Annotated in this window: 16 protein-coding genes; 7 read left to right on the top strand and 9 right to left on the bottom strand. The window is 38.1% G+C overall.

Features of this window, described 5'->3' with window-relative positions; genetic code table 11:
* Nucleotides 1-23 precede the first annotated feature (23 nt).
* The 4 genes from H153_RS09845 to H153_RS0103455 are packed head-to-tail and all read left to right on the top strand — an operon-like array spanning nt 24 to nt 3,927.
* The gene (locus H153_RS09845; RefSeq protein WP_022846756.1) at nt 24-2,063 is read left to right on the top strand and encodes an adenylate/guanylate cyclase domain-containing protein; all 2,040 of its coding nucleotides are present in this window, start codon (nt 24-26) and stop codon (nt 2,061-2,063) included.
* A gap of 11 nt (nt 2,064-2,074) precedes the next feature.
* Nucleotides 2,075-3,118: a DNA-processing protein DprA gene (gene dprA, locus H153_RS09175; RefSeq protein ID WP_022846755.1), complete on the top strand. Its 1,044-nt coding sequence runs from the start codon at nt 2,075-2,077 to the stop codon at nt 3,116-3,118.
* Complete coding sequence (gene hisB, locus H153_RS0103460; RefSeq protein ID WP_022846754.1) at nt 3,099-3,686, top strand: imidazoleglycerol-phosphate dehydratase HisB; 588 nt, start codon at nt 3,099-3,101, stop codon at nt 3,684-3,686. Before dprA ends, hisB begins: the two co-directional genes overlap by 20 nt.
* Nucleotide 3,687: 1 nt before the next feature.
* Entirely contained in the window at nt 3,688-3,927 is a 240-nt protein-coding gene (locus H153_RS0103455; protein ID WP_022846753.1) for a hypothetical protein, read from the top strand.
* A gap of 43 nt (nt 3,928-3,970) precedes the next feature.
* Here the strand turns inward: H153_RS0103455 and H153_RS0103450 are convergent, their stop codons facing one another.
* The 5 genes from H153_RS0103450 to H153_RS0103425 all read right to left on the bottom strand — a co-directional run bounded on the left by H153_RS0103450 (nt 3,971) and on the right by H153_RS0103425 (nt 9,106).
* Nucleotides 3,971-4,948, bottom strand: a complete 978-nt coding sequence (locus tag H153_RS0103450) for an ABC transporter permease (protein WP_022846752.1) — start codon at nt 4,946-4,948, stop codon at nt 3,971-3,973.
* On the bottom strand, nt 4,945-5,982 hold the full coding sequence (locus tag H153_RS09170) for an ABC transporter permease (RefSeq protein ID WP_022846751.1): 1,038 nt from the start codon (nt 5,980-5,982) through the stop codon (nt 4,945-4,947). Before H153_RS09170 ends, H153_RS0103450 begins: the two co-directional genes overlap by 4 nt.
* Nucleotides 5,972-7,438: an ATP-binding cassette domain-containing protein gene (locus tag H153_RS09165; RefSeq protein WP_022846750.1), complete on the bottom strand. Its 1,467-nt coding sequence runs from the start codon at nt 7,436-7,438 to the stop codon at nt 5,972-5,974. Before H153_RS09165 ends, H153_RS09170 begins: the two co-directional genes overlap by 11 nt.
* Before the next feature lie 18 nt (nt 7,439-7,456).
* The gene (locus H153_RS0103435) at nt 7,457-8,629 is read right to left on the bottom strand and encodes a BMP family ABC transporter substrate-binding protein (protein WP_022846749.1); all 1,173 of its coding nucleotides are present in this window, start codon (nt 8,627-8,629) and stop codon (nt 7,457-7,459) included.
* 120 nt (nt 8,630-8,749) lie between these two features.
* Nucleotides 8,750-9,106, bottom strand: a complete 357-nt coding sequence (locus H153_RS0103425; RefSeq protein WP_022846747.1) for a ferredoxin family protein — start codon at nt 9,104-9,106, stop codon at nt 8,750-8,752.
* Nucleotides 9,107-9,279: 173 nt separating this feature from the next.
* Here H153_RS0103425 and H153_RS0103420 point away from each other — a divergent pair, with 173 nt between their 5' ends.
* Nucleotides 9,280-10,476 (top strand): hypothetical protein, encoded by a 1,197-nt coding sequence (locus tag H153_RS0103420; RefSeq protein WP_022846746.1) that lies wholly within the window; start codon nt 9,280-9,282, stop codon nt 10,474-10,476.
* Nucleotides 10,477-10,497: 21 nt separating this feature from the next.
* Nucleotides 10,498-11,649 carry a hypothetical protein gene (locus H153_RS0103415; protein WP_022846745.1) on the top strand — a complete coding sequence of 384 codons (1,152 nt, stop codon included), beginning with the start codon at nt 10,498-10,500 and terminating at the stop codon, nt 11,647-11,649.
* A 24-nt stretch (nt 11,650-11,673) separates the two neighbouring features.
* Here the strand turns inward: H153_RS0103415 and H153_RS0103410 are convergent, their stop codons facing one another.
* Genes H153_RS0103410 through H153_RS0103395 form a run of 4 tightly spaced genes read right to left on the bottom strand, consistent with a single transcriptional unit; the run spans nt 11,674 to nt 14,548 of the window.
* Nucleotides 11,674-11,958 (bottom strand): DUF503 domain-containing protein, encoded by a 285-nt coding sequence (locus tag H153_RS0103410; RefSeq protein WP_022846744.1) that lies wholly within the window; start codon nt 11,956-11,958, stop codon nt 11,674-11,676.
* 8 nt (nt 11,959-11,966) lie between these two features.
* Complete coding sequence (gene truD, locus H153_RS0103405) at nt 11,967-13,127, bottom strand: tRNA pseudouridine(13) synthase TruD (protein ID WP_022846743.1); 1,161 nt, start codon at nt 13,125-13,127, stop codon at nt 11,967-11,969.
* Nucleotides 13,128-13,130: 3 nt separating this feature from the next.
* On the bottom strand, nt 13,131-13,700 hold the full coding sequence (locus H153_RS0103400) for an aminodeoxychorismate/anthranilate synthase component II (protein ID WP_022846742.1): 570 nt from the start codon (nt 13,698-13,700) through the stop codon (nt 13,131-13,133).
* Nucleotides 13,697-14,548 (bottom strand): metal ABC transporter substrate-binding protein, encoded by an 852-nt coding sequence (locus tag H153_RS0103395; RefSeq protein ID WP_022846741.1) that lies wholly within the window; start codon nt 14,546-14,548, stop codon nt 13,697-13,699. Before H153_RS0103395 ends, H153_RS0103400 begins: the two co-directional genes overlap by 4 nt.
* Nucleotides 14,549-14,612: 64 nt before the next feature.
* On the opposite strand from H153_RS0103395, the gene carA reads away from it, so the two are divergent.
* Entirely contained in the window at nt 14,613-15,755 is a 1,143-nt protein-coding gene (carA, locus tag H153_RS0103390; protein ID WP_022846740.1) for a glutamine-hydrolyzing carbamoyl-phosphate synthase small subunit, read from the top strand.
* The last annotated feature ends 9 nt before the right edge of the window (nt 15,756-15,764 follow it).

The raw sequence follows: 15,764 nt of genomic DNA, 5'->3' as shown, positions 1-15,764 counted from the left end.
TAACTAATGCTTGGGAGCTTAGTTTGAGGAAGTTTTTAGCCTCATTTCTTTTTTTTATGTTTTCCCTTTTTCTCACTTTTATTATCTATTTTTTTAAGGTTCCTCCTTTTTATTCATTTTCTTTAAGAGTTATGGATATGTTTTATGCTTTCAACTTATCAAGGCCTTCAAATGAAGTAACACTCATCTTGGTAGATGAGAAAAGTGTTAATAGATTTGGAAGGTGGCCTTGGGATAGAAGGCTGATTGCCAGGGGTTTAGAAAATCTCAAAGACGCTCGAGTTGTAGCATTAGATATGGTTTTCTCTGAGAAGACTTCAGATATAAAAGATGAAGTGCTTGCAAATACTATAGCTAAGCTTAATAATGTTGTTTGTGGTTTTTTTCTTAGAGGAAAGGCAACAGAAAATCCTTCAGATGATATTTTAGATGTTCTTTCAGATTCTGCTTTATTAAAAGTTCCGCAGGAATTGGCTGTTCCTATGTATTCTTTTGCTGAAGCGAATATTGAGTTTATTACAAATAGTTGCTATTTATCCGGTACGTTAAATGTTGAGGGAGATGAAGATGGAATAATAAGACACTATCCTCTTTTGTCTGTCTTTTTAGGAGATGTTTATCCTTCTTTAGGACTCCAGGCTTTAAGGTTATACTTGCGAAAAGATTTTAATGTTACTGATAAATATATATGGATAGATGGAGAAAAACTGCCTGTAAAAGATGTTCTTTTAAATTTTTACCATATTGCTGACTATTATAAACATGTGTATTCATTTTCTGATCTTTATGATAAAAAAATTCCTGAGAATGCAATTAAAAATAAAATAGTTGTTTTGGGTATTTCGGAAGCAGGAATTACTGATATAAAGCCATCATCTATAGGATATATTCCTGGACCTTTCTTTCATTATACGTTTTTATCCAACTTTTTGAATCGTGATTTTGTGTTTCCTTCTGTAGGCTTCGATCTTATTTTTATGATTTTTTCTGGTATTATGATAATTTTTATTTTTCATTTTACGGAGAGCGTTTATTTGCGTGCCTTGGAATATTTATGTTTGATTTTTCTTTTAGTGATAGCTTCAATTTTGTGTTATGTATTAAAGCTGTATTTTCCAAACATATTTCAAATACTGCTATTTGTTGTCTTCTTTATAATTTTAAATGAAGTGTTTTTTATAGCCAAAAAGAGCAGAGAAGCAAGATTTATAAAAAGCATGTTTGATACATACGTTTCACCTGCCCTTCTGAAAATTATGGTTCAGCATCCTGAAAAGCTCAAACTTGGTGGTGAGAAAAGGGAAATTTCTGTTCTATTTGCGGATATTAGAGGGTTTACTACCATTTCCGAGAAATTAAGACCTGAGAAATTGGTTGAGTTGTTAAATCTTATTCTTACACCTCTTACAGATGTAGTGTTAAAAAACAGTGGAACTCTCGATAAATATATAGGTGATGCAATTATGGCCATCTGGAACGCGCCACTTAATGTGGATAAACATCCTGAAAAAGCAGTTGTATCTGGTTGGGAAATGATAGAGACTCTAAAGAATTTAAATAAAGAACTTAGAAACAAAGGATTTCCCGAAATTAAAATAGGAATTGGCATTAATACGGGTAGTGCTGTTGTAGGGAATATGGGTTCAAGCCAGCGTTTTGATTATACTGCAATTGGTGATACTGTTAACCTTGCATCAAGAATAGAAGGACTTAACAAGGTTTATGGAACGTGTATTTTGGCTTCTGAGAACAGTGTGAAACAAGTTGATTTTTCTAACCATTCTTTCTTTCCTGTAGAGATTGACAGTGTTACAGTTAAAGGTAAAGAGCAGCCGGTGAGAATTTATACATTTTTAAAAAGAACAGCTGAAAATTTTAGATTAAAAGAGAAGTATGAAAAAGCTCTGGAACTTTATCGGAGAGGTGAATTTAAAAGGGCTTTAAAGCGATTTGATGAGATTAGCCATTTTCCTCCAGCGGTAGAAATGGTAAGAAGATGTAGAATACTAATTGAACATCCACCGCAGAACTGGAATGGTGTATTCCACATGAAAACTAAATAGCAGGGGATTATATGGAAATTTTGTATGCTCTTGCCTTTTATTTTAAGAAAGGTATAGGTCTAAAAACAATAAAGAAGCTTATAGATAGATATGGAAGTTTTGAAATAGCTTTCAGGTCTGGAGAGTTTGATTTAAGGGAGGAACTTTTAAGGGCAGAGAAAGAAATTAAAAAAGCACAAACATCGGGTGTAAAAATAGTTTCTTTTACAGAAAAGGCTTATCCTTCCATCTTGAAAAAAATATCAGCTCCGCCGCCCGTACTTTACATTAAAGGGGAGATAAAAGATGGTTTCTCCATTTCTATTGTGGGTTCAAGGAAGTGTTCTTCTTACGGTAGGAAGATTGCCTATCAGCTTGCATCATTTCTTGTTTCACATGGTGTGTCGGTAGTTAGTGGGCTTGCTTACGGGATAGATACGGCAGCTCATAAAGGGGCAGTGGAATCTAAAGGTGTTACCTACGCTGTGCTTGGTTGTGGTATAGATATAAATTATCCTTCCGGGAATAGGAATTTGAGAGAGAGGATTCTTGAAGAGGGTGGTGCTTTGATTTCAGAGTTTCCATTTGGTACACCACCTTCAAAAGAAAATTTTCCAAGGAGGAATAGGATAATAAGTGGCCTTTCTGTTGCTACGGTTGTTGTTGAAGCTAATGAAAATAGTGGCGCGCTTATAACAGCTGGTTTTGCCCTTGAGCAGGGTAGAGATGTATTTGTTGTACCCGGCAATATTGATTCTGTTTTCAGTAGGGGAAGTAATAGACTTTTAAAGGAAGGAGCAACGCCTATTGTTGATTTTGAGGATATATTTGAAGAACTTCCTTACCTTAAAACTGAGGAAAACCATCATTGCGGAATAGATGATAAATTTCAGCCAATTATTGATGTTCTTTTGAAGGGGGATGCTCATATTGATAAAATAGTTGCAGAAAGTGGACTTCCTTACTGTGAAGTTATTACGCTACTTTTTGAGCTTGAGTCAGAGGGTGTTATTAGATCTGATGGAAATAGATATTTTTTAGTTAAAGGAGGTAATTTTGCGAAAGGCGGAAGTTAGAAGGAAGACGGAGGAAACGGACATAAAAATAAGAATAGACCTTGATGGTGTGGGAAAATACAAGATTAATACGGACATTCCTTTCCTTTCTCATATGCTTGAGCTTTTTTCTAAACATGGAGGTTTTGATTTAGAAATAACTGCAGCTGGGGATGTTGAAGTTGATCATCACCATCTCATAGAGGATGTGGGAATCGTGATGGGTGAAGCTTTTAGTGAGGCTTTGGGAGATAAAAGAGGGATTAAAAGGTACGGTAGTTTTATCCTTCCTATGGATGAAACGCTTGTGATGGTTGCGGTTGACCTTTCAGGAAGGCCGTACTTTATTTACAACAACTTTCCTGAGATGAAAGTGCTTAACGGAATTGAGTTTGACTTGTGGAGAGAGTTCTGGAAATCTTTTGCATTTTCATTAAAGTGCAATCTTCATATGAATTTATTTTATGGATTGAATCTTCATCACATTGCGGAAGCTTCTTTTAAGGCTGTTGCAAGGAGCTTAAAGGAAGCTGTTTCTATTGATGAACGTTTTAAGAATAGCATACCTTCAACCAAAGGGATAATTTGAAATGGAAAAAAGATATGAATTGGGACTGATAGCCACGGGACTTTTAACGATAATAGCAAAATACCTGCCGATAAAAATTCCTGCTCAGGCTGAAGAGAAGATAGAGCGATTAGAGAAATCTTCTGCAAGTCCAGAGCTTGTAGATTGTTATAAAAAGCAGTTAGAGCTTGAAAAAAAGAGAAAGAAAGGGATGAAGCTTACGCAAGTCTTGTTCAATCTTTTTGCTTATTATTCATCTTAAATGCAGGAATTCAACTCTATTTGCTCTATAAAGTTAAAAAGGTTTAATTTCTGTAGAATACCTTTCCTAAGGATGCTGGAGGATTTGCTTTTAGTATCTTCGAAAGAATTCTTAATACGGGGTTTGTTAAAGCTTTTTCCTGAATTTCTTTTCTGTTAAAGTAGTTGATGAACAGGAGAGTGAAGATCATAAGAGGAAACGGTGCAACTTGAAAAACCTGAGCAGGTACAGAAGGAAACTTATCCTGGAGCAGAATACCGGCAACCTGGAGAAAACTGAAGAGGTAAGCCCCCAGGGCTACCTTTATAGGTTCCCATCCGCCGAAAATGACAATTGCCAGAGCAATCCATCCTATGCCTTCAGCACCTTGAGGTCTTCCCCATCCTGGCTTTACAGATAAGGAATATAAAGCGCCGGAAATTCCGACCAAGAAACCTCCAAGAACGGTGAACCAGAACTTTAGCTTTTCGACTGGAATACCCCTAATATAAGCTGCTTCAGGATTTTCGCCTGCACATCTTAACATTAATCCCCATCGTGTTTTGTATAGGAAAAACCAGACGGCGAATATTAGAATATAACTGGCATAAACCATTATGTTCTGCTGGAAGAAGATTTTTCCTATTACGGGAATTTTTTCAAGAAGGGGAATGGGCATGTAAGAAAGTTGAGGACCTTGGATTCTGCTGTAAGGATTTCCAAGGAAGTATGCGAGATCTCTACACATTAGGGCAAGGACAAATCCTACTGCTACTTGAGAAACTCTCAGGAAGAGTGTTGAAGAAGCTACAATTCCGGCAATTAGGGCGCCTACTATTCCTGCAACAACAAATCCCCATAGTACGCTTCCCGTCTTGTAAGCTATGGCAAATCCGGTCATTGCCGATAAGAGTATTGATCCGTCAAGAGAAAGATTTATTATGCCGCCTCTTTCCGTTATAGTTTCGCCAAGAGCGGCAAAGACTAAGGGTGCAGCACCGCCTACGACCGTTGCAGCTATGACTGGAAACTCTGTGCTCATTCTAATGAATTCTCCTTCAATTTTTGAAAATTATAGACGCATAGGAAGACAAGGACGGAAAGTCCCTGAATAATTCCGCTTAGTGAGGAATCAATGTTTAAAACCATTGGGAGCTGAATGCTACCCACGTTTAAGCATGCAAAGAAGAATGCGATAAAAGGAACTGGCCAGTAGCTGAAGTTGGCAAGCATTACTACAAGAAGTGCAAGGTAACCGTAGTTACTGGATATGGCCGGAATAAGTCTGTGGTACACGCCGGCAGTCTGGAAAAATCCTGCCATTCCTGCACACGCACCGGCGAGAAACATTGCAAATAGACTGTATTTATTGACGGATATGCCAAAAAGTGTTCCAGCTGTTGGATTATCACCGATGGCTTTAAAGAATAGTCCCCATCTTGTGTATTTGAAAATAATGACTGTTGCAATAAAGACAAAAACTGAAATGCTGAGGGCAACTGGCGAAACTCTAAATCCTTTTATTACAGAAAGCCATAGGTGTCTGTCAAAAGGTTCCGTTCCGCTCATTGATGCAATTCCAGGACGCTTCCAGGGGCCAAAAATGAGCCACAGAATTAATCCCTGAGCAACAAAGTTAAGACCAAGTCCTGCAAAAATTTCGTTAACACCGCCTTTAGTTTTCAAAATACCTGCGAACAGTGCCCACAATCCACCAGCAATAATGGCTAAGAGAAGTCCCAAAAACATAACGTAGATGGCTGGGAGAGATGGATAGAACCATTTGAAAGCGGCGGTAGTTCCTATCGCTCCAAGCATTATTTGTCCTTCTATACCGATGTTCCAGAGTCCTAAAGAGAATGTGTAAAGAAGGCCGCAAGAACAGAGCACGAGAGGAATCCATACATTTAATACTCTTGCTATTCTATATTTTGAACCAAGGGAACCTTCTATCAGAAGCTTATACACTTCGAAGGGGTTTACTCTAATAGCGTAAAGAAGCAGGGTTATTATCAAAAACACTGATCCAACAACGATGATCCATCTTATTAAGGGTTTCAAAATTTTATCCTTCAAATCTCTCACTCCCTTTGATGTTTCCTGCAATTGCTGCAGCTACCTCTTCAGGTGTTGTTTCTTCTCTCTTCTTTTCAAGTACGACTTTTCCATTAAAGAAAACCAGAATTTTTGTTGCTACGGAGAATATTTCATCAAGGTCTGGAGAGCTAAAAATAATAGTAGCTCCTTTGTTTGTAAATTCCTTGAAATGTTCCCATACCCATATTGCTGATTCAGTGTCAAGACCTCTTGTTGGTTGTTCAAGGAGTAGCAATTTTGTTTCCGGATCGATAAGGGATATTAAAAGTCTTTGTTGGTTTCCACCGGATAAAGAAGCAGCTCTGTCAAACAGTCTTCCCTTGATTCGGAATTTTTTGATAAGTTCTTTTCCTTTTTTACTAACTTCATTCCAGGGAATTATGAAATATTTTTTAAAGAAGGCTATACCGTAATGTTCTAACAGAGATAGAGAAGGAAACAATCCTTCTTCCAACCTTGAAGCCGGTAAAAATATTGTTTTGTGGAACTTTCTTTTGAAGAATTTTTTGTTCCTTTTAACTTTTCCTCTGTACGGTCTTGTTAATCCTGCAGCAACTCTTAGAAAAACTTCTTGTCCACTGCCTTCAAGACCGGCAAGTCCTATTATTTCTTTTTCTCTTGCTTCGAATGAGCAGCTTTTAAGACCTGCCCTGCCTCCATGGGCATATACATTGTCGAAACTTAAAAGAACCTCTCCAGGCGTAAGTTTTTCCGTTTTTATTTCTGGTGGTTTACTTCCAAACATCATTGTTAATAAACGTTCTCTGTTAAAAGGTGCATCCATTTCACCAACGACTTTTCCATTTCTTAAGACGGTAACCCGGTTACAGATGGCTTCGATGTCTTTTAATTTATGGGAAATGATAATTATCGATTTTCCTTCGGCAGCCAGTTTTTTAAGGGCTTCAAACAAAATCTTCTTCTGTTCTTTTGATATACCAGTTGTGGGTTCGTCAAGGATTAGGGTTTTTACTCCGATAGCTAAAAGTCTAACAATTTCAAGCTGCTGTCTTTCGCCAACAGTTAATAAACCTACAGGTTTATCGGGATCTATGGAAAATCCAAGGATTTTGCTCTTTTCTTCTAAAAGTTTTCTGTACCTGTCTTCATCAAGTTTCCATTCCTTGCTGACGCCGGCTATAAAGTTATCAAGAACGGTCATTCCAGGAAAGTCACAAGGTTCCTGATAGAGCATCCCTATGCCAGCTTCAGTTGCTTCAGCTGGCGATTGAAAGTTTACCTCTTTCCCGTCAACAAATATCTTTCCTGAAGATTTGGAGATGAAGCCGGCAAGCATCTTCATCAGAGTGCTTTTGCCGGCTCCGTTCTCTCCAACTATACCGTGAATCGTGCCAGATTTTACGGTTAACGATATTCCCTTGTTTGCGTGGACAGAACCAAAATATTTATGAACGTTCTCAAAGCGGATTTCCACTTCTACACCTTATCCTGCTTATTTTGCTGCACTCTGTCCTTCCATACCTTTAAGGAGCTGTTTCATATACCATATTTGCTTTTCTGAAGCAACCTGTCCAGATTTAAGGAACACACTACCATCCTGATAGTAAAGTGGTCCTTTGAAGAGTTGTATTTTACCTGAAGCCAGTCCTTTTATAAAGTCATTAAGAGCTTTTTTGACTTCAGGCTTCAGTGCAGGTCCTGGAATAAATCCTACAGCACTTTTTTCAGTATCGTTTATGTTCTTCCAGTACGGACCCATCCAGAGCCATTCCTGTTTCCAGTGACCACTTTTAGCCATTTCTATAAAGTGTTTATATCCAGGTTTCCAGTTAAAGTAAGGAACGCCAAGGCAGGCATCTGGTGCTATTGAACATGCTCCTTTATAATCGTAAGGTATAGCCCATACTTTTTTACCCTGTTTTCTCAATTGACCTGCAACAACGAGAGCTTCTGTTGTATCTATACCGGAGATAACTACATCATATCCGTTATCGTAGAAATTCTGGCTTACCTGTGTTGGATCTGCAGTAACGCCAGGAATGTTAAACCAGAAACCTATCCAGTTAACCTTAAAGTGGAGTTTGGAAGGATCTCTATGAAGAACATTTACCCATGCATATCTTGCACCAAGGTATGCAGATACGGCGAGTCTTCTTGTTTCGTCGTTGATAAGGGGACCAAGGTAGCCAATTTTTCCTGTTCTTGTTGTCATGGCGGCTACAAAACCTGCCATCATCTTTCCGTATATCATCTTACCCATGAGGTTTGAAAGGTTTTTAGGAGCTTTTCCTGTTAACGCATCATCGCCGGAAATATGAACAAAGTAGATGTCAGGGTGTTCCAGGGCTGCTTCTCTTATCCCATCTTTCATGTCGTCAGAGTTGGCAATGATAAGCTTGGCTCCTTTGTCAACAAGGTCATCCACAAGTTCGGGAATTGTGACGCCCGGACGGTCTGCAGGATTGACTTTGTCAATGTAGATCATTTTTACACCTTTGAGCTCTTTTTCTACCTCTTTCGCAGCTTCATAATGTGCCTGACTCCATCCGTGGTCATTGTAAGGCCCTACTAAGAGAACACCAAATATGAAGTCTTTTGCCTGTGCTGAAACCGCGAAGAAGAGGGAAAAGAGACAAAGAAAAAAGGCATTTAGAAATTTTTTCATCACCTCTCCTCCTGATAAAGTTAGAGTTTCATTGGAAAGGAGATTTTAACATATTAAGGATTGCAATATTAGAAAAAGAAGGGGCTCTTGCCCCTGAAATGTTAAAAGTGGATAAAAGTCTTATTTTTGTGTGGAAATAGCCTTTGTTATTTTTTCTTTTGCTTTTTGAAGAAGGTTTAGTTCTTTGACTAATTTCCTTATGTAGTTTTTATCGGGAAACGAAATAGCATCTACAGGGCAAAGTGTTTTACATGTTGTACAACCAACCATACAGTTGTAAGGTCTTGAGACTATAGGTCTGTTTTTCTCAATGTCCCAATCAAATACCTTTTTGCCGGCACATGTGATGAAGCAGATGCCACAGCCTATGCACTTCTGATAATCTATTTCAGGATACCATTCGATCTCTTTTCTTTTCACACCCCACCATAGTTCTTCAGATAGGTCTTTTATCTCTCTGCCAAGTAGATCTTTCATGTTCTCCTCCGTTTAGGTTTAATTATAATTTAGACAATAATCAAATAAATTTCAAGGGTTTAAAACGAGAATTTTAAAAGCCGGAAAAACTGCAGTTTGGTCGGTCTAAAGATTATCAGTCCAATTTTTTGATAAAATAACTTTAAATTATAAAATTCTCATAGGGGGCTATTATGAGAAAGCTTCTTGCCTTGTCGCTTTTTGTAAGTATTTTTGCTCTTTCAGGTTGTAATGGTTTTGAAACATTAAGCAATAAAGACAGCACGGAAGCATGTGAGTACAAAGTAACGAAAGCACTGGATAAGCAGGATTACGATGAGGCGATAGCTCTGCTTAACGGTGAATGTAAAAATGCATTTGATCCTGCAGAGAAAAATATTAACCTTGGCGCCGCGTACCTTGGTAAAGCCGGATACGACATTCCAGGCCTTATAACAGATATTCTCAATAGTGATGATGATAGTGATCCTTTTTCATCGTTTCTTAAGAGTGTAGCCGAAAGTCAGGGAGGAAAAAATCTTATCTATCTTGCAAAGTCAAGAGATTACTACTTTAGAGCTCTTTCCTTTCTTGGTAGTGTTAACTGCAGCAGTCCTAATCTTACACTTGTGGAACAGGACGCATGTTTCTTTAAAGGAATTGCCGATTTTGCTCAGGCTACGACTTCGTTTGTTTCTCTTTTTGAATCCACCCTTGGTGAAGATGTGGCTGATGCTATAGAGACCTGGGCAGATAATACCACTCTTACATGTGAACAGGATACAGATGAAAATGACTTTTTAGATAGTGCACAGTTTAGTGCCTGTGCTTTAGAGTATGCAGCAACAGGTAACGTGACAAACTGTGACAATTATTCATCTTTAGGTAACTTTACTTTTGGTTACAGCAATAAGACATTTGAAGTTGTTAAATTTACCATTAATGCTACTGCAAACTGTACATCTGAAGGAAATCATTTTGATTACAAGGTTATTGATAGAACAGGAACAACTTCTGTTGTTGCTTTAACGAGCGGACTCTGTTATGCGAACAACGGAACAGTTTGTGATGCTGCAAATGAAACAGCACAATGCTTCCCCTGTCCTGTGGTTTCCAATAATGAAACGTTTACTGTTACTGACAGTCTTGTAGAACTTCTTAACAATGGAACATCTACGGTGGCTGCTGTTACCGGCGATACGGATGTAGAGGAGAGTCTCTTAGATATTAAAAGGGATATTTGTGAGCCAGATCCATCTGCATGCCAGTGTGAAGTAAATGGCACGTGGACACCATGTACAAATAGTACGCTTGATACGGCTACAGATATTCAAATAAGTGCCAACGACACTGTGGCTCAACAGCTAATTGCTGATTATCTTTCACAATAAAAGAGGGAGGAGGAATTAGAGATGAAAAAGCTTTTAACAATTTTATCTATAGCGGTTGTTACGGCCGGTTCTGCTTTTGCTGCTAACTTTGAGTATCCGTATATCTACAAAGACCCTGCCGTTATGGGAATGGGTGGTGCGTATACCGCCGTTGGTGGGACGGTAAATTCCCTGTTTTACAACCCGGCTGGTCTGTCGGATGTTAAGCAGAGTGCAGGTTTTGAGGTAACACTTTTGAAACTTGGTGTTGCTACTTCTTCTAAAACTAAAGACTTTTATAACGATCTTCAGGATGTTTTAGATATAGATAATGATACTGAACAGCTTACAGCACTTAACGACTTGATTCTTGAGTATCTTGGCGAAAATTTCCATTTTGATGTGGAGACTATGGCCCTTGGGATTGTGAAGGGCGGTGAAACATCCAGCTTTGGATTTACACTTGTGGGAAATGTTCAGGCGAATTTTGCGACTCATGAAGGTGCAGGTACAGATGGTTTAATAGAGGTTCATCAGCACGCCTATGGTGGTATCATAGGAGGATATTCGAGAAAGTTCATGGATAGCAGGTTAAAAGTTGGTGTAGGTGCTAAGTTCTTCTACGCTCAAAGTGTTGATCATACGTTTACAACCTCTGAAATTGTTGCTAACAGTGATGATTTGAGTGATTACATTAAAGATAATTATCTTGAAACTGGGAATGGTTTTTCTTTTGATTTTGGTTTGGAATATGCACCGATGCCTGATAACGTACTCCATCCTCAAATAGGACTTTCTGTATTGAATATTGGTGATCTTGACTTTGGAGATGCAGGGAAGATTCCAATGAGTGTAAACCTTGGTTTCGCACTCAAGCCGGAGTTTAATGGATTTGGGGGATTTTTTAAAGAGCCTGTATTTGCTCTTGATATTGTTGATGTGACCCATAACAATGGCGTTGATGATGATTGGGGAAAGAGGATAAGGGTAGGTGCAGAGATAAAGGTCTGGGATAATAGGTTTACATCTTGGGTAGTAAGGGGTGGATTGTACGAAGGGTATCCTACCTTTGGTACAGATTTCAGATTAGGAGTATTTAACCTTCAATTTGCCACTTATGCTGAGGAAGTTGGAGCTTATGCAGGTCAGGATGCTGATAGGCGGTATACCGGTGCATTGTCTATAGAATGGTAATTGGGGGAATTTTTCCCCCTTATTTTAAATCAGTTCTTTGTGGTAGCTTTTTATCATGCCAGGGTAGAGTTTTTCTATAAATCCAACAACCTTTTCAAGTGTTTCATCAACTTTTTTTGATGATGTCGAGACCGATACAATGGCGATTACGGCAGTTTGCCATTTGTCATGTGCTTCTGCTTCGCAGATGGCAACGTTAAACTTATTTTTAACTCTTTCTTTGATTCGTTTGACTACCATTCTTTTCTCTTTTAAAGAGTGGCTGTGGGGTATGTAAAGTTCTACTTCAAGATAGCCTATGGAGACCATTTTACACCTCACACAGAGAGGAGTGCTCTCAAAAGAATTGTAGCGTAGCTTCCCGGTGGTAAGATAAATTGTATGGTAACATCCTTTTTTGTTTTTGAAACTATTTTGAAATTTTCCGGAATAACAACAGCTTTTCTTTGACCATCAGTCATTACTTTCATTCCGGCAATTTCCATGTCAAATACAGAAGAGTTAACTTTTTCTTCTTTAAATACTTTTTTCATTACTTTTTTAAGGAGAGAATCTTCCGGCGGTAAATCCTTTCCGGTATAAGGTATCTGCAGGTTTTTGAAATATTCAAAGTCGGTAACTTCTAAGTAAAAGTAAAGTTTCCAATTGTTTATGAAGGGAACTTGTCTGTATGGATATTTATTCAATATGTATTCGCCAAGAATGCGGTTAAAAAGGTAGCTTTGAAAAGCGAAGTTAAACATAATTCTTATATTTTTTGGAAGGATTCGGAAAGCTTTTTCTGCAGGAAGCCCTTTTAGTAGTCCTCTTAGTAGATCTTTTTCATACTCTTCAAGTGTTGGCTTTAGTACTTTATATATGTCCTGCCAATCTGTGAGCATATCTATTTTTTCTCTTCCTAAGAAATAAACCTTTAAAGCCTTCACAAAGTCACCCTTTAAAATGTACCTTAGAACGAAGTCGTCTCTGCTTTTAACGCTTCCAAACCTTTGTTCTCCAAAATAATTTGGGAATCCGTACAGTTTAACTGTTTGAAGGTTTCTGTAAAATTTTTCCCTCATTGATTTTTCAAAATTTCTAATTTTTATTGTAAATTTGTTGCCGTAGATATTTCCAATAGTCAGGGGTTTTTTAGATTTTCCAATAAACTTGATTTCAAAGGAAGAATTAGATTGCCTTTTGCCGACCCTCCATCTGCCGTCGTTGTAAAAAGATAGTTTTTCTTCGGTGATTTTCCCTGAAGGCACCGTTATGTACTGTGACGTTACGGCATATTTATCCTTTAATCCTGCAAATCCTATGGATTTAAGTGAAAGTTTTAAGAGTTTTGATATTATCCTGACTGCTTCCAAAGTAGATACATTCCTCTTTTTAAGAATAAAAACATCAAAGGCACCTTCACTTCCAACTTTTAAGGCCGGAACTTCTTCAACGACAAAGTCCTCAGGAATCTTTTTTATGTGGGAGTACAGTTTCATCGTTTAAATTTGTTTAGTAAAGTTTTCTATGATTTTCAGGCCATCTTCTGTAAGAATGGATTCAGGATGAAATTGAACGCCAAATAAGGGGAACTGTTTGTGCCTTATGCCCATAATTTCTCCGTCATCTTCACTTTCTGCCGTTACTATAAAATCTTCAGGGAGAGTTCCCCTATCGATTACAAGGGAGTGATATCTAATGGCAGAAAAGGGATTTTTCATTCCTTCAAAAAGATATTTTTCATCATGTTTTATCAGGGAAGCTTTGCCGTGCATAAGTTTCTTCGCTCTTATTATTTTTGCACCGAATGCATAACCTATTGATTGATGACCAAGGCAGATACCTAAAATCGGCAGTTTACCAGAAAACCTTTTTATCACCTCTACAGAAATACCCGCTTCTTTAGGTGTACAGGGACCTGGAGAAATTACAATGGCTTCAGGTTTAAACGTTTCAATTTCATCGATCGTTATTTTGTCGTTTCTTTTAACGGTAATATCTGCACCGAGCGTCCCGAAGTATTGAACAATGTTGTAAGTGAAAGAATCGTAGTTATCTATCATAAGAATCATTGTTCGTTTACCTCCTTCAAAGCGGTGCATATTTTATTGCACCAGTTACTTAAAGCTATAACATAATCTTTGTCAGGAATTGGGTTTAGCACGATAACTTTTGCACCTATTTCAGAGGCTATTTCATTTACAAGAGTTTGAGGTTCACCCTTTTCGGCTATTACAATTTTGACATTTTCCTCTTTTCCTTTTTTGATAAGTTCTTTTATGATTTCCGGTTTAGGTTCTTCTTCAGGATTGTTAACTATATAGCCTATGCATTTGATGTTTATAGTTTCAAAGAGAGGTTCCCATACGGGGTGAAATGCAATAACTTTTCTATTTTTCAATTTTGCCGTGCATTCATTAACTCTTGAAATTAACTGTTGTATCATAGCACTATAGTCGTCAGCCCTTTTTTCATAATATGTTTTTTTTCCGGGGTAGAACTTGCTGAGTTTATTAGCCATTTCGAAATACACGTCTTCCATTAAAATTGGATTTGTCCATATGTGATACCCGGCTTTTTTTATAAAAGGGTACTTTTTTGAGAGGAGTTTTCCTATGTTAAATACCTTTTCCCTGTTATCGATTCCTTTAAGTATCCAATTGTCAAGGCCCAGCCCATGAATTACTATTAGTTTTGCCTTTTTTAACTTGGCGATGTCTGAAGGTTTCATTTCGTATCCGTGGGGGGATTCACCTCCCTTTAAAATGGAATAGTATTTGAAATCTCCGCCAGCTAAATATTCTGCAACATTTTTCCATATCGGAAGACTTGAAACTATAAGAGGTTTGTTGGATTCTATATTACAGCCGTAAACTGCCAGTCCTGTTAAAAGTGCAACTATGAGCAGTAGTTTCTTCATCGTTCCTCCGTAAATTTTGGTAAACTAACTGTGACAATTATAATCTATGCTGCGGAGAGAGATTATGTTAGACAGAAAGAAGACAATTCTTGCTCTTGAAGATGGGACATACTTTGAGGGAGTTAATTTTGGTGCAGAAGGTGAGGTGTCTGGTGAAGTAGTATTTACGACCAGTATGACAGGTTATCAGGAAATAGTGACGGATCCTTCTTTTAAGGGTCAGATAGTAACAATGACCTGTCCTTTGATAGGAAACGTCGGTGCTAACAGTGAAGACATTGAGTCTGATAAGCCACAGGCAGAAGGTTTTGTAGTAAAAGAAATTTCTGAGATTTATTCTAACTGGCGGGCAGAGTTTTCATTTGAAGATTATCTCAGGAAATATGGTGTTGTTGGAATTGCAGAGATAGATACGAGAGCCCTGGTTAAAAGATTGAGAGATGTTGGTACGATGAGGGGTGTAATTTCTACGGTTGATCTAAATCCTGAATCCCTTGTAGAAAAGGCCAAAAGTATTCCTCCTATGGAAGGTCAAAACCTTGTTGATGTTGTAACTTGTAAAGAGCCTTATGAGTGGAGTCAGGGAACGTGGAAGTTAGAGAAGAAAGGTTATTCAGAAGTTAAAAACTTTAAATACAGCGTTGTAGTTCTTGATTTTGGTATAAGAAAGAACATTCTTAGAAATTTGGTGGATGTGGGTATTAAACCTGTGGTTGTTCCGGCGAGTACGCCTCCTGAAGAGATTCTTAAGTATAATCCTGATGGCATATTCTTATCGTGTGGTCCTGGTGATCCGGCGGCTGTTGATTATGCGATAGAGACCATTCGTTACCTCATTGCAACGTTTAAAAAACCAATTTTTGGTATCTGTCTTGGCCACCAGCTTACAGCTCTTGCTTTGGGTGCTAAGACTTACAAATTAAAGTTTGGACATAGAGGTGCCAACCAGCCTGTTAAAAATCTTAAAAATGGAAAAGTAGAGATAACGGCCCAGAACCATGGTTTTGCTGTTGATGATAGAACGCTTCCTGACGAACTTGAGGTAACCCATTACAGTCTTAACGATAAAACGGTAGAAGGCTTGAAACATAAGTCAAAGCCACTTTTTACTGTTCAGTATCACCCTGAGAGTTCGCCTGGTCCTCACGATTCCAGGTACCTTTTCCGTGAATTTGCTAAATTGATATCAGACTATAGGGGAATTTGATAGAGGGGA

It is taken from the genome of Desulfurobacterium sp. TC5-1 (assembly GCF_000421485.1).
Classification (GTDB): domain Bacteria; phylum Aquificota; class Aquificia; order Desulfurobacteriales; family Desulfurobacteriaceae; genus Desulfurobacterium_A.
This window is presented reverse-complemented; position numbering and strand designations above follow the sequence as displayed.

Excerpts from the sequence above, each read along its gene's own strand:
- H153_RS0103435 (WP_022846749.1), bottom strand. The coding sequence starts at position 8,629 with ATGAAAAAATTTCTAAATGCCTTTTTTCTTTGTCTCTTTTCCCTCTTC.
- carA (WP_022846740.1), top strand. The coding sequence starts at position 14,613 with ATGTTAGACAGAAAGAAGACAATTCTTGCTCTTGAAGATGGGACATAC.
- H153_RS0103425 (WP_022846747.1), bottom strand. The coding sequence starts at position 9,106 with ATGAAAGATCTACTTGGCAGAGAGATAAAAGACCTATCTGAAGAACTA.
- H153_RS0103420 (WP_022846746.1), top strand. The coding sequence starts at position 9,280 with ATGAGAAAGCTTCTTGCCTTGTCGCTTTTTGTAAGTATTTTTGCTCTT.
- H153_RS0103400 (WP_022846742.1), bottom strand. The coding sequence starts at position 13,700 with ATGATTCTTATGATAGATAACTACGATTCTTTCACTTACAACATTGTT.
- H153_RS0103395 (WP_022846741.1), bottom strand. The coding sequence starts at position 14,548 with ATGAAGAAACTACTGCTCATAGTTGCACTTTTAACAGGACTGGCAGTT.
- H153_RS0103450 (WP_022846752.1), bottom strand. The coding sequence starts at position 4,948 with ATGAGCACAGAGTTTCCAGTCATAGCTGCAACGGTCGTAGGCGGTGCT.
- H153_RS0103410 (WP_022846744.1), bottom strand. The coding sequence starts at position 11,958 with ATGGTCTCCATAGGCTATCTTGAAGTAGAACTTTACATACCCCACAGC.
- truD (WP_022846743.1), bottom strand. The coding sequence starts at position 13,127 with ATGAAACTGTACTCCCACATAAAAAAGATTCCTGAGGACTTTGTCGTT.
- dprA (WP_022846755.1), top strand. The coding sequence starts at position 2,075 with ATGGAAATTTTGTATGCTCTTGCCTTTTATTTTAAGAAAGGTATAGGT.
- H153_RS0103415 (WP_022846745.1), top strand. The coding sequence starts at position 10,498 with ATGAAAAAGCTTTTAACAATTTTATCTATAGCGGTTGTTACGGCCGGT.
- H153_RS0103455 (WP_022846753.1), top strand. The coding sequence starts at position 3,688 with ATGGAAAAAAGATATGAATTGGGACTGATAGCCACGGGACTTTTAACG.